We start from the raw sequence: 25463 nt of genomic DNA, 5'->3' as shown, positions 1-25463 counted from the left end.
GGCCCAGCGTCAATTCCAGGTGAGATCACCGGTCGCGGCGCTGGGCGTGAGCCCGAACATACTGTGGCAGATACGGTTGAGATGGGCGCTGTCGGTGAAGCCGGCCTCGTGTGCACTGGTTGTCAGGGTTGCGCCACTGCTCATCACTTCCATGGCACGTCGTAGCCGCAACCAACGAATGTAGGTCGAAAAGCTCATCTGCAGTTGATCGTTGAAGATTCTTCCCAATCGGCCGGGTGAGATGGAGACCAGCGCGGCGGTGTCCGTCAGCGTTATCGGGCCCGAGATTCGCTCGGGCAGTAGCGTCAGAGCAAGATATAGAGCAGGGTGAAGAGCGCGTACGCTCGACGGCTGCTTGCTTTCGGAGAGTGAATCGATGAGCCTCGCTGCGTATTCCAGATCCGACTCAACGCCACGGACCGTCATCGCTACGGCAGTCCGTCCACGAGTTGACCATTCGGGCACACCGCCGTGGTCGGATTCAGGCGGCCTGATGCGCCGGCCCATTCCGGTGGTGGAATCGACATAGATCGCCCGCCCCCGCGCGCCCTCTGTGGCGGACAACGAGTGCACTGCTCCGGAGGGAACGATCACGGCTCCCACGATTTCACTGTGGCCCTCTCCGTCGGTGACCGTGACTGACCCGTCGTCGACGATCAAGATCTGAACAGCGGCGTGAGCATGCGTGTGCGCCGATCCGACGGCGCCGGTGAACATGAGAATTCCGGGCTGCATGTGGACGGCGCCGGACCAGGTCATGTCAGCGATGATAGTGACGACCCTGACAGAGCTCGGGGTCCGGTCATCCTCCGGTAGGACCGAGGTGAGTTCGAAGATCGTGCGCTGGGCCGATGTGTATGCGAGGGGTACGCGAGAGGCTGTACTCATGAACAACGCACAATCACCCGCAGTCCTGTCGGTCCACTCGCTGGGCAAGTCGTACGGCGACGTTCCAGTGCTCCGCGGTGTGTCGCTGGAAGTCCGTGCGGGCACGGCCACGGCGATCATGGGTCCGTCAGGATCGGGGAAGTCGACTCTGCTGCACTGCATGTCGGGAATCGTGAAGCCTGATTCGGGCGCGATCCTGTTGAGCGGTAGGCATATCGAGAACCTCGGGGAGAACGATCGGAGTCGACTTCGGCGAGAATCCTACGGTTTCGTCTTTCAATCGGGTCAGCTGCTGCCCGAGCTTCCGGCGATCGAGAACGTCGCTTTGCCCTTGGTGCTCAACGGGTTGTCCATCGCGGAAGCCAAGCGGACGGCGCACGGTTTCTTCGCGCCTTTGGGCCTGGACGGACTGCAGGACCGTCGCCCGGGTCAGATGTCGGGTGGGCAATCCCAACGTGTCGCGATTGCCCGAGCGTTGGTGACCAAACCCGCAGTCCTGTTTGCAGACGAGCCGACCGGTGCGCTCGACGCACAGACAAGCTGGGAAGTGATGAGGGTGTTGCGTGATTCGGCTCAACAGATCGGTTCGGCGTTGGTCGTCGTCACTCACGACGTCGAAGTTGCTCGCTGGTGTGATCGTACGATGATGATGCAGGCCGGCTCGCTCGTCGGGACACAGGTGGCGGCATGAAAGCCACAGCGCGTGTCGCCCTGCTGACGGTGCGAGGTGAAGGCAGAAAGGCGTTGAGTACCTTCGCGCTCCCGGTATCGGCCTTCGCTGCGTCAACCACCCTGTTGCTCACGGTTCTCGGTGGCTACGGTGCCTTTGCGGGCCGATCGAGCGAACCCGAGTCAGAGGCATATCTCGCGCTCGCCGGGGTTGCCTCCGTGTTGATGATCGTCCCGGCAATCACGCTCGGTCTGGCGGCGGCCCGCTTGGGCGCCCGTCGTCGAGACGAACGCCTGGCGGCGCTGCGACTCATCGGATCCACGCCCCGTCAGATTGTCGCGCTGTGCGCTGCGGAATCGGGTATCCAGGGTTTTGCCGGCGCGTTGATCGGCGTGTTGGGGTATTTCCTCGCGCTGCCACTCGTAGCCCTCTTGCGATTTCAAGGCCGGACCTTCGAGTGGAGTGAGCTCTGGGTAGGCGCACTTCCTCTGGTGGGCATCGTATTCGGTATGACCGTCCTGGCTGCTTTGACGTCGATGCTCGGGATGCGTCAGGTATTCGTGAGCCCGTTGGGCGTCACGGCGGGTAATCCCAGCGCCGCACCGAAGATGATCTTTGCTCTTGCGGGCGTCGGGGTTCTGTTGGGATGGAGTGCATTCGGTGGTTCCGCGGCAAGCATCGCGGCAATACTGGTGGGCCTTGGTGTCTGTTTCGGCGTTGTTGCGCTGGTCGGTCCGTTTGTCATCTTGGTGCTCGGAAAAATCATGCTCAAATGTGCCAAAGACGGTGCTTCGCTGATTGCGGCGCGTCGGGTCTTGGACAATCCGAAGGCTGTGTGGCGCACGGTCAGCGGTGTGACGATGGCAAGTTTTGTTGCCGCAGGCACGTCTCTCCTCGCCGCGATAGGCAACGGGGAGGGACAGGATTTGCAGCCAGGGCAGGAGTTCCTGTTCGCGGACATGAGAACCGGGGTGTTGTTCACTCTCGGAGCAACATTCACGTTGGCGGCCATCTCGTCTGCGCTCACCCAGGTATCCGGGATCCTCGACAACCGTGAGCTGTATCGGAGTCTGACTTTGGCCGGCACACCTGTCGAGGTGATGGACAGCGCCCGCATGAGGCACGTTCGCACTCCCGTGGTGGTGATGGCACTGGCCGGTGCCGGCGCTGCACTGCTGTTCCTCTTCCCACTGGCAGGGGCAGCCGTATTGACCACTCCGATGGCGCTGGTTCAGTTGGGCGTCACCCTGGCGGTGGGGATCGCGTTGGTGTTGGCCAGTGCGTTTGCAGCCAAGCCAGTCATGCGACGGGTACTCGCGGGCTGAATCTCAACCCCTCGTCCGTCAGTTCTGTCTCCGGAACGGTTCGGCCAACTGGCCGAGGTAGTCGTCGGGGTAGTCGGGCTTGGCCGCCATACCGAGATCGTCACTGCTGAATCGCTTTTCCGGATCGAAAGAGTAGGTACGGAACAGGTGGTCCCAGATGAGAGTGAACAAACCGAAATTGACGTCACCGATTCCCGCCCACTTGAGGTGATGGAATCGGTGGCCGGCGTTGAGGGCGAGTATCGGACGCAGGGGGCCGACGCGGTAGTCGGCATTCGAATGCTGAAGCAGGAGTTGGACAGCGACACACACCGCGAGTGCCGACGCAACCGGGACGGGCATCCCGAGAAGGATCAGCGGCAGGACGCCACCGGCGGTTTCGAAAGTCTGATGCACGGGATGTTTCATGAGTCCGTTCATGCCGTAGAACCGTTCGAGGCTGTGATGGACCGCGTGAAAACGCCACAACCATCCAACCTTGTGGCTGATCAGATGTACGACGGTGATGCCGAAATCCGCAACCAGTACTGCGAACACAACCTGAACGACAAACGGAAGACCGTTCGGCCACAACCCGTCGAACGGAATCACCGCGGCCATCAACGGGATAACCGCGACGCTGACCAAGATGAGAGATTCGTTGACAAACGCATGGACCGCGTCGCGAAACCTGTCCGGTCCCGGGGCATTCCACGAAGATTCGTAGGGAAGCGCCCGTTCGGCCGCGAAAGAGCAGACCACGGCGAAGAGAATCAACGCCACCAGCGACCATTTCGGCGCACCGGATGCCGCGAGCGCAATTGCCGCTCCGTTGATTCCCAAGAGCATGAACGGGACGTACCCGTATCTGACGATGAACGTGAGCATGTTTTCGATCGTGCACGGCGCGGGTGGCCCCCGACTTGTACGAATCGGTCGACTTTCAGTCAGTCGAACAAGCTGTATCTCGTTACTTCGTCAGCACGGTGGCGAGTGCAGCGCTCAGATACGGAGTGATGTTCTCGACGACTCGCGTCACGATCGCAGTGGCAACGTCAGCGGGTTGCAGGGGTACCGAAGGCGTCTGCGGCAATGCCGGGGGAGCAGGCGGAGCGGACTCGGACATCATCGGCGTATAAGTGTTGTGCTTCGTGAAATATCCGAATACCGAGTCGACGAACACCTCGGGGGCATCACGGGGCTTGGGCATGTTGCAGATGCCGTCACCCTCGATGCAGACTTCCTGCACTGCGATGTCACCGAATCCGCCGCGTGCTCCGGACATCGTCGCTCCTGGAACGACATTGGGCACTACGGTTTCGATGCCGCCGGCCGAGTTGCGGGGGTCGGCGTAGAGCACACCTTCGACTTGCGACTGCGGAATGGATCCGTCGCGCGCGATGTCACCGAGCACGTCGCCGGCAATCCGAGCACCCTGTGAGTACCCGGTGACGACGATCTCGCTGCCGGGGCACTGAGCGTGAAAAGCGTTGACCTCGCTGCGCAGCGTCTGGGCGCCCGCGGCAACACTCTGGTCATACGTCTGATCGCCGAGCGGCCAGAAGCTCGCCGGGTAGGTCACCGGCTTGGAGGCGTACCCCTGGGCTACGTAACGGTCGGTGACGGGTTGCGTAGTTTGTCCCGTCGGGTCCCACGTCCCGCCAACTGCGAATACCGCACCGGCCGGGCACGACCCGCCGTCATTCGGAGCCGCTCCGGCAGGTACCGACATCACTAGAGTCACCCCCGCTGTGACTGCAACCGTGCATGCCACTGACATCGCGTATTTCCTCATCGGGCCTGTCCCCATCTATCTACGTTCTCGTTCACTGGCGAGACAACCCGCGGTCCGACGCGATTCGTTCGGTACTGAAGAGAATGGTGATGGGGCGATAAGTCCTGGAGGTAATCCGTGCGTAAACAGGAAGTTGCAGGCCGACGCTGTTTCCTACCAGCGTGTGGGGCGCATCACGGCGTCGGGACCTGCGGCGGGTGATCCGGCTCGAGGAGGGTTCCGATCGCCTTGCCCATCGGCACGGCGTTGTTGAGATCCGCGTTGGTTGTCGGCCCGAGAGTCGCGTAGACGACGATCGTGGTCTTCGAGTCGGGGTAGTAGAGCGCAAGGCCGTTGTAACCGCCGTACGACGGGTTCATCACCAGCCAACCGTCGAGATGCCCGGTCCCGAAGGAAAAGAACTTGTCCGTCGTCATACTTCCCAGGCCCGCAGTCGTCGGCGCCATCTGTTGATCGAAAGCCTTGTCGGAGAGTAACTCTCCCGTTCCTAGCGCGCGCACCCACTTTCCGATGTCGGAGACGGGCGCGTTCATGTTTCCGCTGTGCAGGAAAGCCGTCGGATTCCAGAAGGTGGAGTCTTCGAATACTCCGCGTTCATTGGTGTAGCCGTGCAGGATCGGCTCGTCCATCTGCGACGTGAGCACGACGCTGCTGTCATCCATCCCGAGCGGATCGAAGACGCGTTGCTGAAGTAGTTCGCCCAGCGGCTTTCCGGTCGCCTTCTCCATGACGTCGCCGAGCAGCGTCAGGTCGCTGTGCGCGTACGCCCAACTGGTGCCGGGTTCGAACAGCGGTGGGCGGGAGTTGGCAAGATCCAGGATCTCCTGAGCAGTCCAGCCCTTCATCGGGTTGTCCGTGAAGAGTTTGAGGAACTGTGGATCGGTCACATAGTCGGAGATTCCCGACGTGCTGTTGGCCAGCATTCGCGGAGTGATCGTGTCTGCGCGCGGAAAGTTCGGTTCCCACTTCGCGATCGGTTGATCGAGTGGCAGCGTGCCCTCTTCGTCGAGTTGCAGCAGGACGGTCGAGAGCATCGGTTCCATCGGTTGGCCGACGCGCAACTGCATGTCGGTTGTCGCAGGAACTCCGACGGGGGACTCTCCGACGGCGCCGAGAGCAACTTCGTCGTCGCCTCGCCACACCCCGAACACAGCGGCACTGAGGCCCAAGTCGGACACCTGACGGCGGACGATATCCGCGATCTCGGTGGATTCCCGACTGCTCGAGGTATTGGGAGGTGCGGTGCTCGTGTTTGTTGCGGAGTCATCGTCGGAACTGCACGCAGCGGTTGCGACGGCAACGGTCAAGGCGATCGACAGAGCAGATAGCCGCACCCGAGTGCGGTGGTGGGAGGAAGTCATGCCTGCGATCCCTTCGATGTGGAAATCGAGCAACCGACGCCTAGCAATGTCCCAATTGACTGAAGTTACCCCAGTCGGTGGCGACTTGAAACAGTATCGACGTCGATACCTGCTGGTAAATTGCCTGTTCGTGAACGACTCGGCGTCAGCATTGTTCGACAGTATCGAGCGGGATCATGTGCGCCCATTGCTGAAAGATCTGGGCTTTCGGAAGCGAGCGCTCACGTTCTCTCGTGCCCGCGACGGACTGACCGACGTCGTGTCTCTGCAGCGTTCCACTGGGAACACCGCGGGCCATGTCCGGTTCTATGTGAACTGTGGTGTCTACTCTTCGGAGTTTTCGACCGTGCTCGGACAGACGGTCAGAGATCGCCCACGCGAAGGGGATTGCCAGTTCCGGTGCCGGATGGAGACGCTGGTGCCCGAGGCACCACAGTGGTTCGAGATCGAGGCGTTTCAGTACCGCTTAGCGACCGAGGACTGGGTTCGCGCGCGTGGCATCTATCAGTCCATTCGGGCCGAGTTCGGGAGTGAGGACCGTTGGCCACGGATCGACGAGAACCTCAAACGTCATGTGCCACCTGCGGAACTTGCCCGCGTTTGCGCCGTGGTGTGGAACGGCTGAAACCCCGCTCGTTACAACGCACGACGGCCGCCGCACTCCCGAAACAGAGGAGTGACGACGACCGTCGAGTTGTCAGAGTGTGCGCTCAGTACTTGAACCTCAAGGCAGCAACTGGTCCAGGAAGGTGTTGCTGAAGACCTTGTGCGGATCCAACGCGTTGTAGGCGGCGTTGGCGGTGTCCCAGTTGTCGCTCGAGGGAACGCCCTCGCGGTAGGTCTGGGGGAGGCCCTGGGTGATGATCGGGGTGTCGGTGTACGGCTTGTCGGGGCCGAACGCCCAGCCCTTGGACCACTCGGGGCGGAAGGTGGCGTCGTTGTTGTTGTAGTGATTGCGCATCCACTGTTCCATTTCGCGGTAGAACGCGAACATGCCGGGGGTTCCGGGGACGCCGAGGACGTTGAGCCAGATGGCGGTGTCCCATTCCGGATGGTCGGGGCGGGGGCGCATGGCCGAGATGGTGGGGGCGCCTGCCGAGTCGACCTCGACCTCGGACGGTTGATCGAGCCCGCAGCAGCGGATTTCGACGGGGCCGTTGAGCGGGAACTGTCCGATGGAGCGGTAGTACTCCATGCGGCCGTTGAACCACTGGGTGAAGTCGTGGATGACCTGGCCGATGTTGGCGCGAGAGGTGATGACGGCTCCGCCGCCCTCGGTCAGACGCAGGGTAGTGGCCCGGATGTAGAACTGGACGTCCTTGGACCATCCCCACAGGTCGTTGGAGAACGTCGCGGCGAGTCCGGCAACGGTGGTGGCGTACATGATCTGACCGAATGCCGGTGCGATGCCCGGGTTTCCGGCGTTGATCTGGCCGATCATGTCGGTGACAGGTTCGGGAAGGTTGTCGGAGAAGATGTAGTTGTACGGCCCGGTCACCTCACGCGCGAACGGCGGTTTGGTGGGGGCAAGTGACCACACCTTCATCCAGGGACGTTCCGTGAAGGGGTACCAGATTGCTTCTGCGCGACCGTTTTCGCGGACGAACTTCTCGAAGGTACGTCCGGAAGCGCCGCGGGCACCGAAGAGTTCCTGCCAACCGATGTCGGTGTGGCTGACACAGCGCATGCGGTAGTTGGGGGCGGCCTGCAAGGTGACGGAGGTGAGGAAGGTGCGTCCGAGGTGAGTCAGCAGCGGCTTGATCGCCGCGTCGCTACGTGCATACGTCTTCAGCGCGTATTCACTACCGTTCCAGACCACCGCGGTCAGGGACGTGACGAGGTTGGAGAGTGAGCCGAAAGTCTGTCCGGGAACATGCGCTTCGCCTTCGGCGGGAAGAGCTGCGCCGTGAGCGTCGACGGCGAGGCAACCGGCGATGGTCAACACACCAGGTGCCGGCAGGTTCGCGAACCCGAGTCCCTGTGCTTGTAGCGCCGTGGTGATGGCGTCGAGGGTCGCGCCGGGTCCTGCGGTGACGGTGGCCGGGCTACCGCCCGCGTTGACGGAGACGCCGGTGAGATGGACCGTGGTGTCGGCGAGAATGACCTTGTCGATCGGCGCACCGTTGACGATGGTCAGCGGCGTCCAACCGTGCATGGCACCGCGGGGGCGAATGGTGTAGCCGTTGGCATGGCCCCAGTTGGCGAGGCGGACTACGTCTTCGGGCGTCTTGGGCGAACAGGTCCAGATCGCATCGAGCATGATCTCTTTGGACCAGTTCTGATATGCCTGCTGGTAGAGGGCGATTCCTTCGGGGAAGGCAGGCGGCGGGGTGAGGGTGGAGACGGGGCCACCCGCGGAGCCGGAAGAGCCGGCGGGGACGGCATAGGCCGGCGTCCAGCCGGCGAATGCGGTCGCTGCCACGGCGCCGGCTCCTGCGGCCATGAAACCTCGTCGGGACAGTCGGAACTTTTCGTCTTGTGCCGTCATCTTCGGGCTACTCCATCGGGTTCGAGAACTACGGTGAGTTCTAACAGGTGGGTATCAGACAGGGTGGTATCAGACAAGAGTGAGAACTACGTCAGCCAGGGCAGGAGCTTCACGCTCCAGTACAGAAGCTGAGATCAGGAGTCGCCCATTGTCTTTCCAGATCTGGATACTCAAGTTCTCGCCGGGAAACACGACCCCGGCAAAGCGGGCCCGAAATCCGGCTACCCGACTGCTGTCGCCGTCGAGCATGGTATCCACTGCGGTCTTGCAGACCATTCCGTAAGTACACAGTCCATGCAGGATAGGCGCTGGAAAGCCTGCCGCGGAGGCGAATTGCGGATCCGAGTGCAACGGATTCCGATCACCGCACATCCGATACAGCAATGCCTGCTGTGGAAGCACAGGTGTCACCACTGTCGCATCTGGTTCCCGATCCGGAAGCGAAATCGACTCCGACGGACCACGTTCACCCCCGAAACCACCCTCTCCGCGGGCGAAAATCGACGAGCGGGCAGTCCAGAGCGGATTACCGTCGGCGTCGACCGTGACGGATTCCTGCACGATCACCGCGGCCTTGCCCTTGTCCCAGATCTCGGCGATCCGCGTGGTGGTGCGCCCACTACCGCTTGCCGGGATCGGCTGATGGACAGTGACTTCCTGGCTTCCGTGTACTACCTTCGCCAGATCGATTTCGACGCCGGGGAACGACACCTTCGGTGCTTCGGTGGCGTGGAAATTGGCGGCGACGGTGGCGAAGGTGGGTAGCACCTGAGGCTTTTCGTCGTCGAGGTAGCGCAGTTCGTTCGGATCGAGCGGACGCGCACCTGCTCCTAGTGCCAAGTGGTAGTGCTGCACGTCCGACGGGGTCCACGAGAACTCTTGTGGCGCAAGCTCGGCGCCGAGCGCGATCTTCGGATCAATTGGCATGGTCGACCGCCGTCTTTTCAGCTGCAGGTGCCGTGGTGGTCTCGGCCTTCTTCGCACGCTCGACGATGTCGAGTACGGCCAGGTAGCCGAAAGTCATTGCGGGACCGATGGTCGCGCCTGGACCGGCGTAGGTGTGGCCCATGACCGGAGCGCTCGCGTTGCCCGCGGCGTAGAGGCCGTCGATGACGCTTCCGTCTTCGCGTAGTGCTCGGCCGTTGACGTCGGTGCAGATTCCACCCTTGGTGCCGAGGTCGCCCGGAACCATCTTGATGGCGTAGAACGGGGCCTTGCTGATCTCGGCGAGGCTGGGGTTCTTCAGTCGGGGATCGCCGTAGTACGCGTCGTATCCACTGTCGCCGCGTCCGAAGTCCTCGTCCTTGCCGTTGCGCGCGAAGCCGTTGAACCGATCGACGGTTTCGGTCAGCGATGCGACGGGAAGCCCTGTCTTCTCGGCCAATTCGGCGATGGTTCCCGCCTTGACCACGATGCCGGCCTTGAGCCAGCGGCCGGGGAAGGGGGAGCGCGGAGTGATGCCGGCAAACGTGTAGCGGTTGCGGTAGCGCTGATCGAGAATCATCCAGGTCGGGATGTTCTCGCCGGGGCCTTCGCCCTGGCCGTACTCGCCGCCGTACATCGCATGGGTTGCCTCGACGTACGGAGCCGCCTCGTTGCCGAAGCGCTTGCCCGACATGTTGACCATCATGCAGCCGGGGAGCGTACGTTCGGAGAGAGCGAACCACGGTCCGCCAGTCAGCGGAATGGACGGGCCCCACCAGGCGTCGTCCATGAAATCGACTGCAGCGCCGACTTCTTGGCCTGCGCGGATGCCGTCGCCGGTGTTCGCCTTGGCGCCGACGGTCCATTCGGTGCCGATGGGCCCACGCTGGTACTTCTCACGCATTTCCTTGTTGTGCTCGAACCCGCCGGATCCCAACACAACTCCGTGGCGAGCGCGGATGACCTGCTCCTCGCCGTCGACGAGGACGTTGACGCCGCGAACCGCGCCGTCTTCGGTGTAGAGGGAGGTCAGTGGGGTGTTCAGCAGGATGGGCACTCCGGCGGATTGAAGCCCGAGTCGAATGCCGGCGACCAGTGCCTGGCCACGAACCAACAGATCCTTCTTGGTGGCCTTGGCGGCGAGGAATCGCATGCCGACCTTCATGGCGCGCAGCGGTCCGCGAGGATTGCGCATCAGCAGGTTGAGCCACTTGTAATCAGCCTGGGTGATGACGAAGTTCTTGGGGGCCTTGACGTAGTCGGGCTCGAGATTCTTACGGTCGGCGCCCAACTTGTTGCCGTCGAACGGGGTGGGCTCGACACTGCGGCCACCGAGGCGTCCGCCGGGAGCCTCCGGGTAGTAATCGGAGTAGCCGGGGACCCACTGCAGTTCGAGCGGGCTGTTCTTCAGCACGAACGAGAGCATTTCGGGACCGCGCTCGAGGTACGTGTCGATGCGTTCGGGAGCGACGACGTCGCCGATGATGCTGTGCAGGTAGGAACGTGCAGCCTCCGGTGTATCGGTGACACCGTCCGCCTGAAGTGCCTCGTTGTTGGGGATCCAGACCCCACCGCCGGAACGGGCGGTCGATCCGCCGTAGTGGGCGGCTTTCTCCACGATGACCACACTCAAGCCCTGGTGGGCTGCGGTCAAGGCCGCTGTCATACCTGCGGCACCACTGCCGACGACGACGATGTCGTATTCCTGCTTGCTCATGTAGAACACGTTATAGAATGATGGGGGTGTCAGTCCATGCTTTCTGCCAGGAAGTATTTCCGGACGTTGTCATTGATAACGAAACACGTTGCAGTGAAATTGAGGATGGTGCGGTGTGACCTGGGATACTTCGGTTGACGTCCTTGTGGTCGGGTTCGGTGTGGCGGGCGCCAGTGCGGCGCTCGAAGCGATAGCGGCCGGTTCGTCGGTTTTGGCCATCGACCGAGCGCTCGGTGGTGGTGCCAGCACGATTTCCGGGGGAATCTACTACGCCGGCGGCGGCACCGTGATTCAAAAGGAAGCCGGTGTCGAGGACAGTCCCGAAGCCATGCTCGCCTACCTGAACCGCGAGGTCGGTGACGCGGTGACGCCGCAGACGCTGCGCCGGTTCGTCGACGAGAGCCCGGCGTCGATCGACTGGCTGCGCAGTCACGGAGTGCCGTTCGAGGCCTCACTCTGTCCGTACAAGACGTCGTATCCGAGCAACAAGCACTACCTCTACTTCTCGGGTAGCGAATCGGCCGGCGGGTTCCGTGACATCGCAAAACCTGCTCCGCGCGGTCATCGCGCCAAGGGGAGGGGCACGTCGGGGAAGATGCTGTACAGCCCGCTCGCGAAGTCCGCGGCGGCCAAGGGCGTCCAACTTCTCGGCCAGACGCGAGCGGATCGGCTGATAATCGAGGACGGCCGGGTGATCGGCGTCGAAGCACTGACTCTCCGTGACGCACCTGCCGGAGTTCGTCGCCGTCACGCGACGCTCGGATCCCTGTCCTCCAAGCCCGGCGTCTACGCGCCGCAGTTGCGCACTATTCTCGACGCACTGATCGCGAAGATCGAGAAGAAGCACGCCAAGCGGATTCGTATCCAGGCACGCGGCGGCGTGATCCTCAGCGCCGGCGGCTTCGTGTCCAATCGCGAGATGATGCGTACCCATGCTCCTGCCTACAAGGGCGGTATCCCGCTCGGCACGTCGGGCGACGACGGCAAAGGCATCAACCTCGGTATCGAAGCCGGGGGCGCAACCGACAAGCTCGGCAATGTTTCCGCCTGGCGATTCATCGTCCCGCCGAGTGCTTTTCTCGGTTCCGTTCTGGTGGGGGAATCCGGTGCGCGAATCGTCGACGAGTCCCGGTACGGTGCCGCTCTCGGTCAGGCGATGGCGGAGAAGAGCAGCGGAATCGGTTGGCTGCTGGCAGATTCCGAACTCGTTCGCGAAGCGAAGTCGCAGATAAGTGACCAGTCGATGTGGTTCCAGCGGGTACAGACCACCGGAATGATGCGTACCGCGGTGCGTGGCAACACGATTGCCGAGGTCGCTCGCAAGGCGGGGATAGACGTCGCCGGCCTTCAAGCCACAGTCGACGCGCACAACTCGGCTGCCGCTGCCGGGCAACCCGATCCGATGGGTAAGCCGTCGGACTTCGTCAGGCCGATACTGTCTGCGCCGTTCACGATGTACGACGTCTCGATCAAGCCCAACATGATGAATCCGTGCCCGATGCTCACGCTCGGTGGATTGGTGGTCGACGAATCGTCCGGCATGGTGAAAAACGAGGCCGGGGAGGGTATCCCTGGCCTGTATGCCGCCGGCCGTACCGCTGTCGGTATCTGTTCCAACTCGTATGTGAGCGGCTTGTCGCTCGCCGACTGCGTGTTCTCCGGACGACGAGCCGGTCAGCACGCAGCCGCATTCTCCACAGTCGGAAAGGCCTGAACGATGCTCTCGACGCAGATCCGCGGCGAACTTGCCGACCATCTCGACTCGGCGGAACGGGATCGCGCTCCGATCAGCCCGCTGATCGCCGACTATCCGGAAATAGACGTCGTCGACGCCTACGAGATCCAGCTCATCAACATCCGGCGTCGTGTTGCCGGTGGCGCAAAGGTGGTCGGACACAAGGTCGGACTCTCGTCACTGGCGATGCAGCAGATGATGGGCGTCGACGAGCCAGATTACGGTCACCTGCTCGCCGAGATGGAAGAGTTCGAGAACCGTCCGGTCGACACGTCGCGCTTCTGCTTCCCCCGCGTCGAGGTGGAGGTCGCCTTCATTCTGGGAGCAGATCTGCCGGGCGCCGGGTGCACCGAACAAGACGTCATCGACGCCACTGTCGCCTATGCGCCGTCCATCGAGTTGATCGACAGCCGGATCAAGGACTGGAAGATCGGCCTCTCGGACACCATCGCGGACAATGCGTCCTCCGCTGGGTTCATTCTCGGCAAGGAACGAGTTCGCCCGTCGGACATCGACATCAAGGCGATCGACGCGGTGCTGACCTGCAACGGCGAGCGGATTGCGGAGGGGCGCAGCGATGCGGTTCTCGGTAACCCGGTCACCGCTGTCGCGTGGTTGGCGCAGAAGGTCGACACGTTCGGAGTTCGGCTCAAGGCCGGCGACATCGTTCTGCCGGGTTCGTGCACGCGAGCGATCGACGCTCATCCAGGCGACAACTTCCGAGCCGAGTTCAGCGGCCTCGGCTCCGTATCTCTTCAGTTCACGTAGGAGTAGTCATGACCAAGGCAAGTGTGGCGATCGTCGGATCGGGAAACATCAGTACCGATCTGTTGTACAAATTGCAGCGTTCCGAGTGGCTGGAGCCGCGATGGATGATCGGAATCGATCCCGAGAGTGAAGGATTGGCGCGCGCCCGCAAGATGGGACTCGAGACCTCCGCCGAGGGCGTCGACTGGTTGCTGAACCAGGCGGAGAAACCGGACCTGGTCTTCGAGGCGACGTCGGCATACGTGCACCGCGAGGCAGCACCACGCTACGAGGCCGCCGGTATCCGTGCCATCGACCTGACGCCGGCCGCGGTCGGCCCGGCTGTGGTTCCGCCCGCGAACCTGCGTGAGCACCTGGACGCACCCAACGTCAACATGATCACCTGCGGTGGGCAGGCAACCATTCCGATCGTCTACGCGGTATCACGTGTCGTCGACGTGGCGTACGCCGAGATCGTCGCCTCCGTTGCATCGTTGTCCGCCGGCCCGGGAACTCGCGCGAACATCGATGAGTTCACCAAGACCACCAGCCGCGGTATCGAGACCATCGGCGGCGCACAGCGCGGCAAGGCGATCATCATCCTCAACCCCGCGGACCCGCCGATGATCATGCGCGACACAATCTTCTGCGCTATCCCCGAAGACGCCGATCAGGCCGCGATCACCGACTCCATTCACCGCGTCGTCAAGGACATCCAGCAGTACGTGCCCGGCTACCGGTTGCTCAACGAACCGCAGTTCGACGAACCGAGCGTCGTTTCCGGTGGCTATGCAACGGTCACCACGTTCGTCGAGGTCGAAGGCGCAGGCGATTTCCTGCCGCCGTACGCGGGCAACCTCGACATCATGACGGCAGCAGCCACCAAGGTGGGCGAGGAAATCGCCCAGAAGCTTCTGAGTGTGAAGGCATGAGCGACATGATTCATTTCGATTCGAGCTGGGACATCCGCGTCACCGACACATCGCTGCGCGACGGCTCCCACCACAAGCGTCATCAGTTCACCGTCGACGAAGTACGAGCCATCGTCGGTGCCCTCGACGGAGCCGGAGTGCCGGTCATCGAGGTCACTCACGGCGACGGCCTCGGCGGGTCCTCCTTCAATTACGGCTTCTCGAAGACTCCCGAGCAGGAACTGATCAAAGCTGCAGTCGAGACGGCGACCAACGCGAAGATCGCCTTCCTGATGCTGCCCGGATTGGGCATCAAGGACGACATCGTCATCGCACAGGACAACGGTGCGTCCATCTGCCGCATCGCAACTCACTGCACCGAGGCAGACGTATCCATCCAGCACTTCGGCCTCGCGCGTGAGCGTGGACTCGAAACAGTCGGATTCCTCATGATGGCTCACTCGATTCCGCCGGAGAAGCTGGCCAAGCAGGCTCGCATCATGGCCGACGCGGGTTGCCAGTGTGTGTACGTGGTCGACTCCGCCGGCGCACTTGTGCTCGAGCAGGTATCCGATCGCGTCGAGGCGCTGGTTCAGGAACTCGGCAACGACGCTCAGGTCGGCTTCCACGGCCACGAGAACCTGGGCCTGGGCGTCGCCAATTCCATTGCGGCAGTTCGTGCGGGAGCCAAGCAGATCGACGGTAGTACCCGTCGGTTCGGTGCCGGCGCCGGCAACGCCCCGGTCGAGGCCTTCGTCGGTGTTTGCGACAAGATCGGCGTCAAGACCGGTATCGACTTCTTCGCGATCGCCGATGCAGCCGAAGACGTTGTGCGCCCGGCAATGCCGCAGGAGTGCCTGCTCGATCGTCAGGCACTGATGATGGGCTACGCCGGCGTGTACTCGAGCTTCCTCAAGCATGCCGAGCGTCAGGCCGAGCGGTACGGAGTGTCGTCCGCGGAGCTGTTGGTGCGCGCAGGTAAGCGCAAGTTGGTCGGCGGCCAGGAAGATCAGTTGATCGACATCGCGCTGGAACTCCAGCGCGAAGCAGCGGCTTCCTAGCCCATGGCAGACGTACTGGCCGGAAAAGTGGCCTTGGTGACCGGCGCGTCCTCAGGCTTGGGGCGCGCGGTGGCCGAGATACTCCACCGCAGGGGCGCCCAGGTTTTCGGTATCGCCCGCGACAAGGAAAAGCTGCGGCAGTCGATGGTCGAGGTGGTCGGCGCGGATGGAGAGCGTCGTTACGCAGCGACGGACGTCTCGGATTCTGCTCAGTGTGATGCGGCCGTGCAAGCGTGTGTCGACGAACTCGGTGGTATCGACATCCTCGTCAACGTGGCGGGATCGCACTCGCTTCGTCATACGGCGGATATTGCAGATTCCGAATGGGCACATGACCTTGCGGTCAATCTGAACGGACCGTTCTTCCTGTCCCGCGCAGCACTGCCGCACTTGCTGGAGCGGGGCGGCAACATAGTCAACGTCTCCTCGATCGCGGGGCTGGAAGGGCAGGCGTACTCGGCTGGATACTGCGCTGCCAAGCACGGACTCATCGGACTGACCCGAGCGATGGCGATGGAGTTCACCGGAAAGTCTCTGCGTGTCAACGCAATCTGCCCCGGCGGCATGATGACTCCTCAAGTTACCGGATTCACCTTCCCCGACGGAGTCGACTTCGACCTCGTCATGAAGGTTGCCTCGCCGCGTGGCTTGATGGAAGCCGAGGACGTTGCGAAGATGGTGGCTTTCGTGGCCTCCGACGACGCCTCGGCGATACACGGGGCCGTCTACTCGGTGGACAACGGAAAAATGGCATGACCCCGTTGGTCTCGGGACCGATCTTTCAGATCTGCTGGGTGGTCGAGGACATCGAGGCTGCCGAACAGGAGTTCACTCGGCAGTGGGGAGTGGAGCGGTGGCTACGTATGCCAGACATCGCCTTTGGTCCCGAGACCACAACGTTTCGCGGGGAGCCCGCGGACTATGTCGTGCACGTGTCGATCGGATATGCGGGCAGCCAACAGCTCGAGCTGATCCAACCAGTATCCGGACGCAACCTGTACACGGAATTCCTGGAGACTCACGGCGTCGGAGTTCATCACCTGGCCTGGGTTCCAGGCGATTACGAGGCGACGCTGGTCGAGGCCGAGCGTCGCGGAATGCCGGTGGTGCAACAGGGTCGGGTAGAGGGCGCCGGCATGGAGTTCTCCTACCTCGATGCCGGGCCGTTGGGTGGATACGTCGAGTTGATGAAGCTCTCACCTGAGATTCGGTTGATGTTCGCTTCGCTCATTCCTGATTGACGGCAAACACTTTCGCGAAGTAGTCGGAAACGTTCTCCGGGTGCCCACGGAATCCGAGGTAGCCGTCGGGCCGAATGACCAGCGCCGCCGTGCCTTCGACCCCATACGCGGCGCACAGCTGCGAGTCGTTGTCCTCGATGATCGGCACCAACGAATCGACGGTCACGGTTCCCGGTGGCACTATCGCGTAGACGTCCAACAAGCCGTGCGCTGATCGAATGGCGGCGTCGGCGACCTTCTCGAGGCTGTTGATGCTCTCTGCGGATCCGTCCGAAGTCAGCAGTAACGTGTGGTCGACTCCGGACAGCAAGTCGAACAACCGAATTGGATACTGCACACCGTCTCGGCGCATTCCGCGTGCATCGGGTGCACGCTCGCCCGGTTGGACGTGTGGACTCGAAGAATCACGCCCGGTGTTCAGCGGACTCTCCGAGTAGTCGATCAACAATTGAGCCTGGCGCCGCATCGCCGTGTCGATGGAAGACTCTCCCGAACCGATTCCTTCTCGAGCATTTCGGACGGTCATCCCGACGACTTCTTCACCGACCGGCCGTCTTTCGGCGTCGTAGGTCTCGAGAAGATCTGCTGTTGCAACGCCTTTGACGGCGAGCGCTACCTTCCATGCGAGATTGTGGGCGTCCTGGATCCCGGTGTTCATGCCCTGCGCGCCAGTCGGGGGATGGATGTGCGCGGCGTCGCCGGCGACAAAAACCCGTCCGCGACCGTAAGCGTCGACGATGCGGTGGCTGATGCGGAAGACCGAGGACCATCGCAGCATCGAGGCGGTTGTCGGTTCTGGGGAGAGTCTGTCGAGCACGGCTTGGATGTGATGGAGTTCAGGTGTCTTTCCGGTTGAAAAGCCATGCTGTACAGAGGCTTTGTTCGACGATTCGTCCGGCATCAAATCGTCCGGAACGAGCATCGACATGCGGTACCGCTTGTGTCCGGGAAGTGGGATGCACACGAGTAGATCGTCGGTGGTTCCGTCGTCGCTGGTGTGGTTCGCGCGCACCGCGTAGCCGCTGGGGATCGACCAGTCGACTTCGACGTCACCGAGCATGTAGCTTTCGGCAAATGCGCCGCCCTCGAAGCTCAGTCCCAGCCCTTTGCGGACCACGCTGTGCGCGCCGTCGGAACCCACCAGGTACTGGGCCGTCACGGTGCTGCCGTCGCTGAGGGTGCAGGTGACGGCGTCGTCGGACTGTTCGAATGCAGTGAGGCCGACTCCGCGTTCGACGGTTGTTCCCAACTCGGTGAGGCGCTCGGTGAGGATGCGCTCCGTCGAGTACTGAGGCAGGCAGAGAAACCAGTAAGGAACGTCGTCGGGGAGGGTGAGGTCGACGCGGCCGACCTCGACGCCGTTCGTGTATATGATCTGACCGCGCATCAATGTCGAGGCGTCGAGTGCCTGGCGGAGCACCCCCATGTTCTCGAAGAGTTCGAGAGTGCGTGGCTGAATCCCGACGGCTTTCGCGTATTGCCGCGGTTCGTCGAGGGGGTCGACTATTCGACAGGAGATACCGCGTCTGCGCAGCTCGATCGCGGTGGTCAATCCGATCGGGCCGGCGCCCGCTACCAATACGTCGGTATCCATGAGGACCCACTCACGTCGGGGACAGTCGGTCATTTCAGTATGGGTACGCGAACTTTTGTTTTGGGGAAATTCGCGCAGATCGGGCATTTTGGGGCTTTCCACACGGGTCGCAGACGTTGAGGTCGTGGGAAGATCGCGACGTGAAGGCAGGCGAGTTGCATCATGAGCCGCCGGGGTACCGGTGCCCGTTCTGTCGCTTCGCGCTGGGCGAGTTCGACGAGCACAACGCGTCGACCGACCTGGTTGCTCGAACCGACCACGCAATCGCTCGGATTTCCCCGAAGTGGTGGCCGGGCAACCCCGGCCACGTACTTGTGTCGCCGATCGAGCACTTCGAGAATCTCTACACTTTGCCCACGAGCGTCGGGCACTCGGTTTTCGACCTGGTTCAGGCCGTGGCTGTTGCAATTCGTGAAGCCTACGGCTGCGACGGCGTCTCGACCCGGCAGCACAACGAACCGGCGGGCAACCAGGACGTCTGGCACCACCACGTCCACGTATTTCCGCGATACGAGGACGACCACCTGTATTCCCGGCATGGCGAGGCGGCCTACGTTCCGCCTGAGGCGCGAGCGCCTTTCGGCGCACTTTTGCGCCCTCGATTCCTTGAACGCTGATCTGCCGCCACATCCTAGTGATGTACAAATCTGCGTGTTTGTAAAACACTTACCTCAAAAATCGTTGACAAAACGCCATCATTTGTCCACTCTCTATACATAGATGTTGTTCGTGTCGCGGATTACCGCGCAGGACGCACTCACTGATCCGAACGAGAACTGGAGAATTCGATGGCGGCGTTGGTGTACACCGAGCCAGATGGTCGGCTCGCAACTTGGAGAGACCGGAAACGCTACTTGTGGCTGTTGGCGCTGATTCCGTCATCGGCAACTTTCATCGCCGTGGGGCTTGTTACCGCCACCGGATGGAATGTCTTCTGGTGGACCGGCCCACTGATCGCGTTTGCTCTCATTCCCGTCATCGACATCCTGGCGGGTGAGGACGGGAAGAATCCGCCCGACGAGGTGATCGACGAACTCGAGAACGACCGCTTCTACCGGTGGTGCACCTACGCCTATCTGCCGCTGCAATACACGGCCTTCTTCCTGTCCTGCTACATCTGGGCGCGTTGGGATTTGAGCGTTCTCTCCAATATCGGACTCGCAGTGACGATCGGTGTGACGGCCGGAATCGGCATCAACACAGCCCATGAACTCGGGCACAAGAAGGAGAGCGTCGAGCGCTGGTTGTCCAAAATCGTTCTCGCACAGAGTGCTTACGGTCACTTCTACCTAGAGCACAACCGTGGCCACCATGTGCGAGTGTCGACTCCGGAAGATCCGGCGACCTCGCGCTTCGGTGAGACCCTCTACGGTTTCTGGCCGCGCAGCGTCGGCGGAGGATTGAAGTCGGCATGGCATCTCGAGAAGACCCGCTTCGAGCGTTTGGGCACCACGCACTGGAGCATCAAGAACGACGTGCTCAACGCCTGGCTCATGTCGGTTGTTCTGTTCGGTGTCGCGCTTGCAGTGTTCGGGATCGGCATCGCGCCGTACCTCGTGATCCAGGCGGTCATCGGGTTTTCGCTGCTCGAAGCGATCAATTACCTCGAGCACTACGGACTCCTGCGTCAGAAGACCGCAAGCGGACGGTACGAGCGCTGCACGCCGGCGCACAGCTGGAACAGTGATCGCATCTGCACCAACGTCTTCCTTTATCACTTGCAGCGGCACAGCGATCATCATGCGAATCCGACACGGCGCTACCAAGCGCTTCGCAGTATGGAAGAGGCCCCTCAGCTCCCGAGCGGCTACGCCAGCATGATCATGCTCGCCACAGTCCCGCCCCTGTGGCGCAAGGTGATGGACCACCGCGTTCTCGAGCACTACCGAGGCGACATCACCCAGGTCAACATCGCGCCGAAGAAGCGGGCCAAGATCCTCGCAGCCTACGGGGTGAACGCATGAACGCCTACATCTGCCCGATCTGCGACTACACGTACACCGAATCGACAGGTGCTGCGCGAGAAGGCTTTCCGCCCGGCACACCGTGGTCGAGCATTCCGGACGACTGGTGCTGCCCCGACTGCGGTGTCCGCGAGAAGGTCGACTTCACCCTCGTCACGCAATCCTGATCGAAATACCCACCGGTGAAAGGAAAACCGATGTCCGAGACTGCCACTGCTTACAAATTGTTCCGCTGCCTCCAGTGCGGGTTCGAGTACGACGAAGCGATCGGCTGGCCCGACGACGGTATCGAGCCGGGTACTCGCTGGGACGAGATTCCCGAAGACTGGTCCTGCCCTGATTGTGGCGCTGCCAAAGTCGATTTCGAAATGGTGGAGGTGGACCGCTGATGACAGCGGTCAGCGAGCCCGACACACGCACCGTCGTGATCGTGGGCACGGGCATCGCCGGTTCCGGTGCCGCGCAGGCCCTGCGCAAGGAAGGGTTCGGCGGCAGCATCATCCTGATCGGCAGCGAACCTGAGGAGCCGTACCGCCGCCCGGCGCTGTCGAAGGAGCTACTGTGCGGGAAAGCGTCGATCGATCGGGTTCGGTTGCGGCCGTCGACTTTCTGGACCGAGCAGGGTATCGATCTTCGGATCGGCGCAACTGTCACGAGTATCGACACAGATTCCCGCACAGTACTTTTAGCCGACGGTGACAGCATCGACTACGACGTTCTGATTCTTGCCACGGGTGGACGGTCCCGACGGTTGGCCGCGGAAGATTCCGAGCGCGTTCACTATCTTCGAGATATCGCAGACATGCGACGCTTGCAATCCCAGCTGATCGAAGGATCCTCGCTATTGGTGGTCGGCGGTGGCTTGATCGGATCGGAGGTGGCGTCAACGGCACGCGACTTGGGTTGCAGTGTGCAGGTTCTCGAAGCGCAACCGCTGCCCCTGTCCAGGCTGCTTCCACCGTCGATAGCGGAGAAGATCGCCGCGCTGCACGCCTCGGCGGGCGTCGCCTTGCAGACGGGAGTCGACCTCGAGACGCTCACGACGGGTGCCGACGGCGTCACCGCACGTGCGCGTGACGGACGCGAGTGGACAGCGAACCTGGCCGTCGTCGCAATCGGATCCTTGCCCGATACCGATGTGGCTGCTGCTGCGGGTATTGCGGTGGACAACGGGATTTCGGTAGACCGATACCTCAGAACGTCTGTCGATGGTGTGTACGCGATCGGCGATGTGGCCAACGTGCCCAACGGTTTTCTCGGCGGCATGCACCGCGGCGAGCACTGGAACACTGCGCAGGACCACGCCGTCGCAGTTGCCAAGACCATTGTGGGGAAGGCGGAACCTTTCGAATCCGTCCCATGGAGTTGGTCGAACCAATTCGGCCGCAACATCCAGGTAGCCGGTTGGCCAGGTGCCGACGACACCGTGATCGTCCGAGGAGACCTGGACTCCTATGACTTCACTGCGATCTGCATGCGCGAGGGGAAGATCGTCGGCGCTGTGAGTGTGGGGCGGCCGAAAGATATTCGGGCCGTCCGAACCCTTATCGAACGCTCTCCGGACATCAGCGTCGACGTACTCGCCGATACAAACAGGGATCTGACCGAACTTGCGGCGGGTCTTGTCGCCTCACCGGTGCTCTGAGTGTGCTCGTGACTTCTGTGGCTTGCGTGTCCACCGTTTTGACACCGAGCACGGGCGATGGAAATCTTCCCGATATGTCCACCGCTCGTGCCCGTGTCCCGTACCACGAGGCAGCTCGTCAACTCCTCCGTGCGTCAGCGCTCGACGCCACACGCGAACTCTTGACCGAGAAGTCGTGGAACGACATCACGATGGCGCATATCGCCGAGGCAGCGGGTATGAGCCGGCAGACGTTGTACAAGGAGTTCACGTCTCGCCAAGGCTTGGCGTCCGGATACCTCATCCGGTTTGTCGACGAGTTCCTCGAAGTGGTGGAACGCGAAGTAACGCTGCATCATTCGGATCCGCGGGGCGCGGTCTCGGCTGCATTTCGTGCCTTCTTCGACGCCGGTGCCCGGGATCCGATGGTGGTCAGTATTGTCGGTCCTCGTCCGCAACATGACCTGCTGAGCCTGGTCACCACTGACGGGACTCCGCTGCTCGAACATGCGAGCGCGAGGTTGGCCGAGATCTTCATGACCAGTTGGGCGAACGTCGACCGCATCCATGCCGAGATGTTCGGCAGCACGATAGTGCGTCTGGCGATCAGCCATGTGACGTTGTCCTTCGGCACTCCCGATCAGATCGCCGAGAACCTGGGGGAGATGTTCGGGCCGTTCCTCGATCAAGTCATCGGTTCGGGTGCAGCCGAAAAGAACTGAGGCGACGGGGATCGATACGGTTGCCGGGCTAGGACGGAAGTTCGATCGAGCGTGATCGGCGTAGTTCTTTGGTGGGAAATATCGCCGATATGTGTGAATCCAAGTCCCGCTTCTCGGTAGCGTGCCGGACGTGCGTCGAGGTGCAACCCGTGGGCGGCTCTCGTTAGATTCCGTCAACGGTGGAGGGTTTCGAAGATGAAGAGCCGCAATAAGTCTCGAGTGATGTCGACAGTCGCGCTAGTTGCAACATTTGTCATGGCCGGTGCAGGTGTGGCAATTGCCGACGAATCCTCGTCAGGGTCTTCCGGCAGCGGATCGCTCGGTTCCTCCGGTGCGGCAGAGATTGATCCGTTGACCTTCGACGGTTGGGGCACGTGCCCGATCGAGGATCTCGAGGTGACGACGTGCGCCAGCGTCGTAGTTCGCGGAGGGACCATGAAATTGGGCGCACTTTCGGTGCCGATCCCGGACGGCAGTCTCAAGGTTGCGGGTGGGGTGAAATACGCGACCCAGCCCGACAACAGTTTTATCGAGACGTTCGTTGCCAAGCAGGACGGGTCCAACGGGGTCTATTCCAACCCGATTTCGGTACCAGGGGGTGCGCTCGGGATCGATACCCCGCTCGGACTGACTCAGATCAGCGCGACAGTCGAATCGGTGGGAGTCCCCGATCTGAAGGTCCTCGAGCAGGAACTCACGATGCCGGTCCGCTTGAAACTGTCTAATCCCTTGCTCGGTGGCGATTGCTACATCGGGTCGGTCTCGAATCCGATCAATCTTCACTTGACCACAACTGGAAACCCGCCTTCGGAACCCATCGGCGAGTTTCCCGGCGCGGTGTTCCCGGCAGTCCCACATTCGGATGCTGCGTTTGCGGCGCCGGGAGCCAGTGGATGCGGACCGTTGGGTGCGCTCAACTGGGCGGTGAATCTCCGCGGGGGAGTGCCGGCAGTCAGCGGAAAGAACTCGCTCACCACGTCGAGCGACGTCTACGCGGTGGCTGCACGGAAAGTGCGACCGCCCGCCTGACAGACGCACAGTTGCCGGAACACAAAACGAGGACCGACCCGTGGTGGGTCGGTCCTCGTTCTGCACAATCAGGTCAGCTGACCTCGGGATCACGCACCGTGATGGTGCCGTCCCTGACTGCGTCGGCGATGCTGTCGTGCAACTTCGGGCAACCGTCTTTCAATGCCGTCGACTGACCGGAAGCAATTGCCTCTTTGAAGGTGTGGCAACGCAGTGCCGGGTCGGAAGTCCACTGAACGCTGGTGTGCTTGTACGTGTTCTTGCGAACCAGTACGCACGCGCCGCATGCCTTGCAGTCGACTTCCTGCAGACCCGAGTCGAGGTATTCGTGCTTGTCCTCGATCGTCTGGGCCGCGATCGCCTCGAGCCGTTCCGTTTGCCCGGCAAAGTCCGGTGCCTTGGCCCAACGAGCCCACCGTGCGTCGGTTCCGATCGAGGCGCTCACGACTAGACCTCTGCTTCCTTCTTTGCCGCTTCTGCTGCAGCTTCCTTCTCAGCCTTCTGGCGTGCGAGGTTTTCCTCGACCTCGGCGTGCCAGGCTTCGTTTGCCTTGGTGGTGTCCACCTCGAACTCGAAGCGCTGCGTCATCTTCTCGGTGACGTCTGCCTTGTCCACGTAGAACTGCTCGTACCAGCGTCGTAGCTGGTAAACGGGGCCGTCTTCTTCGCAGAGGAGAGGATTCTCGATCTTGGTCTTGTTCTTCCAGATCGCGACGTCCTGCAGGAAGCCCTCGCTGATGCCCTCGGTGAACTTGCCGGCCAGCTTGTCGGCCATCTCGTCGGAGACGCCCGTCGGCTTCTTGACCGTCACGCCCCACTGCAGCACGAACGAGTCCGGGCTGATCGGGTAGTGGCAGTTGATCAGAACACTCTCGACCTCGTATCCGCTGTAGCTGTTCCACAGGGGATTGACCATGTACGACGGTCCGTAATACGCAGCTTCGGAGCGAAGCAGCGTGTCGCCGCCGTACTGGGAGGCCATTCCGATGTCGGGACGGCCGGTGGTGTTGAGGTACTGAGTGGCGATCTCACCTTCGAAGACGTTCTTGAAGTACGTCGGGAAGGCGTAGTGGATGTAGTAGAAGTGCGCCATGTCGACCACGTTGTCGATGATCTCGCGGCAATTGGACCCCTCGATGACCATGGAGTTCCAGGTCCAATCGGTCCATTCGTCGCTGTAGGCGCCCTCGATACGAGGAATCACGATCTCCTCGGGCGGCGGATTGCCCTCGGGGTCGTTCCAGACGAAGAGCTGAGCGTTCTGCTCGAGGGTCGTCCACGCACGGGTACGTGCGAGCGGGGGCACGCGACGGGCATAAGGAATGCCGGTGCACTTGCCGTTGCCGCCCCAGCGCCAGTCGTGGAAGGGGCAGGCGATGGAATCGCCCTTGACCTCGCCTTGTGTGAGGTCACCGCCCATGTGACGGCAGTATCCGTCGAGAACTTTGATGTCGCCCTTGCTGTCGGCGAACACCACGAGCTTCGTACCGAAAGCCTCGATCGCGTGCGGTTTGCCGTCCTTGAAGGTCTTCAGTAGACCCAGGCAGTGCCAACCGCGGGCGAAACGAGTCTGCACCGTTCCGACGTCGATCTCGCGAATCTGCGCCATTGTGACCTCACATCCCTTCTAGCTGTTAGTAGAACACGTTATAGAACTCGATCCGGTTCCGCCAGATTTTGGGGGCACTT

The 25463-nt window shown here is 61.9% G+C and carries 26 protein-coding genes; 16 read left to right on the top strand and 10 right to left on the bottom strand.

Features of this window, described 5'->3' with window-relative positions; all coding sequences use genetic code 11:
- Positions 1-9 precede the first annotated feature (9 nt).
- The gene (locus ACFQ6H_RS07190) at positions 10-759 is read right to left on the bottom strand and encodes an AraC family transcriptional regulator (protein ID WP_378644983.1); all 750 of its coding nucleotides are present in this window, start codon (positions 757-759) and stop codon (positions 10-12) included.
- Here ACFQ6H_RS07190 and ACFQ6H_RS07185 point away from each other — a divergent pair.
- Positions 734-1579 carry an ABC transporter ATP-binding protein gene (locus tag ACFQ6H_RS07185; RefSeq protein ID WP_378644981.1) on the top strand — a complete coding sequence of 282 codons (846 nt, stop codon included), beginning with the start codon at positions 734-736 and terminating at the stop codon, positions 1577-1579. The genes ACFQ6H_RS07190 and ACFQ6H_RS07185 overlap by 26 nt on opposite strands.
- Positions 1576-2883 carry an FtsX-like permease family protein gene (locus ACFQ6H_RS07180; RefSeq protein ID WP_378644979.1) on the top strand — a complete coding sequence of 436 codons (1308 nt, stop codon included), beginning with the start codon at positions 1576-1578 and terminating at the stop codon, positions 2881-2883. Before ACFQ6H_RS07185 ends, ACFQ6H_RS07180 begins: the two co-directional genes overlap by 4 nt.
- 18 nt (positions 2884-2901) lie before the next feature.
- Here ACFQ6H_RS07180 and ACFQ6H_RS07175 read toward each other — a convergent pair whose 3' ends face one another.
- The 3 genes from ACFQ6H_RS07175 to ACFQ6H_RS07165 form a co-directional block, all read right to left on the bottom strand.
- On the bottom strand, positions 2902-3750 hold the full coding sequence (locus ACFQ6H_RS07175) for a sterol desaturase family protein (protein WP_378644977.1): 849 nt from the start codon (positions 3748-3750) through the stop codon (positions 2902-2904).
- 82 nt (positions 3751-3832) lie between these two features.
- Complete coding sequence (locus ACFQ6H_RS07170) at positions 3833-4594, bottom strand: PE-PPE domain-containing protein (protein ID WP_378535040.1); 762 nt, start codon at positions 4592-4594, stop codon at positions 3833-3835.
- 236 nt (positions 4595-4830) lie between these two features.
- Entirely contained in the window at positions 4831-6018 is a 1188-nt protein-coding gene (locus ACFQ6H_RS07165; RefSeq protein WP_378644975.1) for a serine hydrolase domain-containing protein, read from the bottom strand.
- 16 nt (positions 6019-6034) lie between these two features.
- Between ACFQ6H_RS07165 and ACFQ6H_RS07160 the strand changes: the two genes are divergently transcribed.
- Entirely contained in the window at positions 6035-6643 is a 609-nt protein-coding gene (locus tag ACFQ6H_RS07160) for a DUF4304 domain-containing protein (RefSeq protein ID WP_378644973.1), read from the top strand.
- A gap of 99 nt (positions 6644-6742) precedes the next feature.
- Here ACFQ6H_RS07160 and ACFQ6H_RS07155 read toward each other — a convergent pair whose 3' ends face one another.
- The 3 genes from ACFQ6H_RS07155 to kstD all read right to left on the bottom strand — a co-directional run bounded on the left by ACFQ6H_RS07155 (position 6743) and on the right by kstD (position 11147).
- Positions 6743-8506, bottom strand: a complete 1764-nt coding sequence (locus ACFQ6H_RS07155; protein ID WP_378448248.1) for a cholesterol oxidase substrate-binding domain-containing protein — start codon at positions 8504-8506, stop codon at positions 6743-6745.
- A gap of 69 nt (positions 8507-8575) precedes the next feature.
- Positions 8576-9433, bottom strand: coding sequence for a MaoC/PaaZ C-terminal domain-containing protein (locus ACFQ6H_RS07150; RefSeq protein WP_214886859.1), 858 nt, complete (start codon positions 9431-9433; stop codon positions 8576-8578).
- Complete coding sequence (gene kstD, locus ACFQ6H_RS07145; protein WP_378644971.1) at positions 9423-11147, bottom strand: 3-oxosteroid 1-dehydrogenase; 1725 nt, start codon at positions 11145-11147, stop codon at positions 9423-9425. Before kstD ends, ACFQ6H_RS07150 begins: the two co-directional genes overlap by 11 nt.
- Positions 11148-11262: 115 nt before the next feature.
- Between kstD and ACFQ6H_RS07140 the strand changes: the two genes are divergently transcribed.
- From ACFQ6H_RS07140 to ACFQ6H_RS07115, 6 genes are read left to right on the top strand one after another with little or no spacing between them, the layout of a single operon-like run.
- Entirely contained in the window at positions 11263-12861 is a 1599-nt protein-coding gene (locus ACFQ6H_RS07140; protein ID WP_378546452.1) for an FAD-binding protein, read from the top strand.
- Positions 12862-12864: 3 nt separating this feature from the next.
- Positions 12865-13650 (top strand): 2-keto-4-pentenoate hydratase, encoded by a 786-nt coding sequence (locus tag ACFQ6H_RS07135; protein WP_124568886.1) that lies wholly within the window; start codon positions 12865-12867, stop codon positions 13648-13650.
- An 8-nt stretch (positions 13651-13658) separates the two neighbouring features.
- Positions 13659-14561 (top strand): acetaldehyde dehydrogenase (acetylating), encoded by a 903-nt coding sequence (locus tag ACFQ6H_RS07130; RefSeq protein WP_378644968.1) that lies wholly within the window; start codon positions 13659-13661, stop codon positions 14559-14561.
- Positions 14558-15601, top strand: coding sequence for a 4-hydroxy-2-oxovalerate aldolase (gene dmpG, locus ACFQ6H_RS07125; RefSeq protein ID WP_007734084.1), 1044 nt, complete (start codon positions 14558-14560; stop codon positions 15599-15601). The genes ACFQ6H_RS07130 and dmpG overlap by 4 nt, the downstream gene beginning before the upstream one ends.
- Positions 15602-15604: 3 nt before the next feature.
- Complete coding sequence (locus ACFQ6H_RS07120; protein ID WP_378644966.1) at positions 15605-16357, top strand: SDR family NAD(P)-dependent oxidoreductase; 753 nt, start codon at positions 15605-15607, stop codon at positions 16355-16357.
- Complete coding sequence (locus tag ACFQ6H_RS07115; RefSeq protein ID WP_378644963.1) at positions 16354-16842, top strand: VOC family protein; 489 nt, start codon at positions 16354-16356, stop codon at positions 16840-16842. The genes ACFQ6H_RS07120 and ACFQ6H_RS07115 overlap by 4 nt, the downstream gene beginning before the upstream one ends.
- Here ACFQ6H_RS07115 and ACFQ6H_RS07110 read toward each other — a convergent pair.
- Positions 16829-18436, bottom strand: a complete 1608-nt coding sequence (locus ACFQ6H_RS07110; protein WP_378645135.1) for an FAD-dependent monooxygenase — start codon at positions 18434-18436, stop codon at positions 16829-16831. The genes ACFQ6H_RS07115 and ACFQ6H_RS07110 overlap by 14 nt on opposite strands.
- A gap of 140 nt (positions 18437-18576) precedes the next feature.
- On the opposite strand from ACFQ6H_RS07110, the gene ACFQ6H_RS07105 reads away from it, so the two are divergent.
- The 7 genes from ACFQ6H_RS07105 (at position 18577) to ACFQ6H_RS07075 (ending at position 23775) form a co-directional block, all read left to right on the top strand.
- The gene (locus tag ACFQ6H_RS07105) at positions 18577-19053 is read left to right on the top strand and encodes an HIT family protein (protein WP_054826824.1); all 477 of its coding nucleotides are present in this window, start codon (positions 18577-18579) and stop codon (positions 19051-19053) included.
- A gap of 171 nt (positions 19054-19224) precedes the next feature.
- Entirely contained in the window at positions 19225-20400 is a 1176-nt protein-coding gene (locus ACFQ6H_RS07100) for an alkane 1-monooxygenase (RefSeq protein WP_378644959.1), read from the top strand.
- On the top strand, positions 20397-20567 hold the full coding sequence (locus tag ACFQ6H_RS07095) for a rubredoxin (protein WP_007734092.1): 171 nt from the start codon (positions 20397-20399) through the stop codon (positions 20565-20567). The genes ACFQ6H_RS07100 and ACFQ6H_RS07095 overlap by 4 nt, the downstream gene beginning before the upstream one ends.
- Before the next feature lie 30 nt (positions 20568-20597).
- Positions 20598-20789, top strand: coding sequence for a rubredoxin (locus tag ACFQ6H_RS07090; protein ID WP_007734094.1), 192 nt, complete (start codon positions 20598-20600; stop codon positions 20787-20789).
- Entirely contained in the window at positions 20789-22045 is a 1257-nt protein-coding gene (locus ACFQ6H_RS07085; RefSeq protein ID WP_378644956.1) for an NAD(P)/FAD-dependent oxidoreductase, read from the top strand. Before ACFQ6H_RS07090 ends, ACFQ6H_RS07085 begins: the two co-directional genes overlap by 1 nt.
- Positions 22046-22119: 74 nt before the next feature.
- A complete protein-coding gene (locus tag ACFQ6H_RS07080; RefSeq protein WP_378644954.1) occupies positions 22120-22746 on the top strand; it encodes a TetR/AcrR family transcriptional regulator in 627 nt (208 codons plus the stop codon).
- Positions 22747-22941: 195 nt separating this feature from the next.
- Entirely contained in the window at positions 22942-23775 is an 834-nt protein-coding gene (locus ACFQ6H_RS07075; protein WP_378644952.1) for a hypothetical protein, read from the top strand.
- 73 nt (positions 23776-23848) lie between these two features.
- Here ACFQ6H_RS07075 and ACFQ6H_RS07070 read toward each other — a convergent pair whose 3' ends face one another.
- Positions 23849-24220, bottom strand: coding sequence for a hypothetical protein (locus tag ACFQ6H_RS07070; RefSeq protein WP_007734099.1), 372 nt, complete (start codon positions 24218-24220; stop codon positions 23849-23851).
- 2 nt (positions 24221-24222) lie between these two features.
- Entirely contained in the window at positions 24223-25383 is a 1161-nt protein-coding gene (locus tag ACFQ6H_RS07065) for a Rieske 2Fe-2S domain-containing protein (protein ID WP_378448259.1), read from the bottom strand.
- Between the last annotated feature and the right edge of the window lie 80 nt (positions 25384-25463).

The sequence above is a fragment of the Rhodococcus sp. NPDC056506 genome (genome assembly GCF_042794945.1).
Classification (GTDB): Bacteria; Actinomycetota; Actinomycetes; order Mycobacteriales; family Mycobacteriaceae; genus Rhodococcus_F.
The sequence above is the reverse complement of the archived record's forward strand: the minus strand, read 5'-3'. Positions and strand labels throughout refer to the sequence as shown.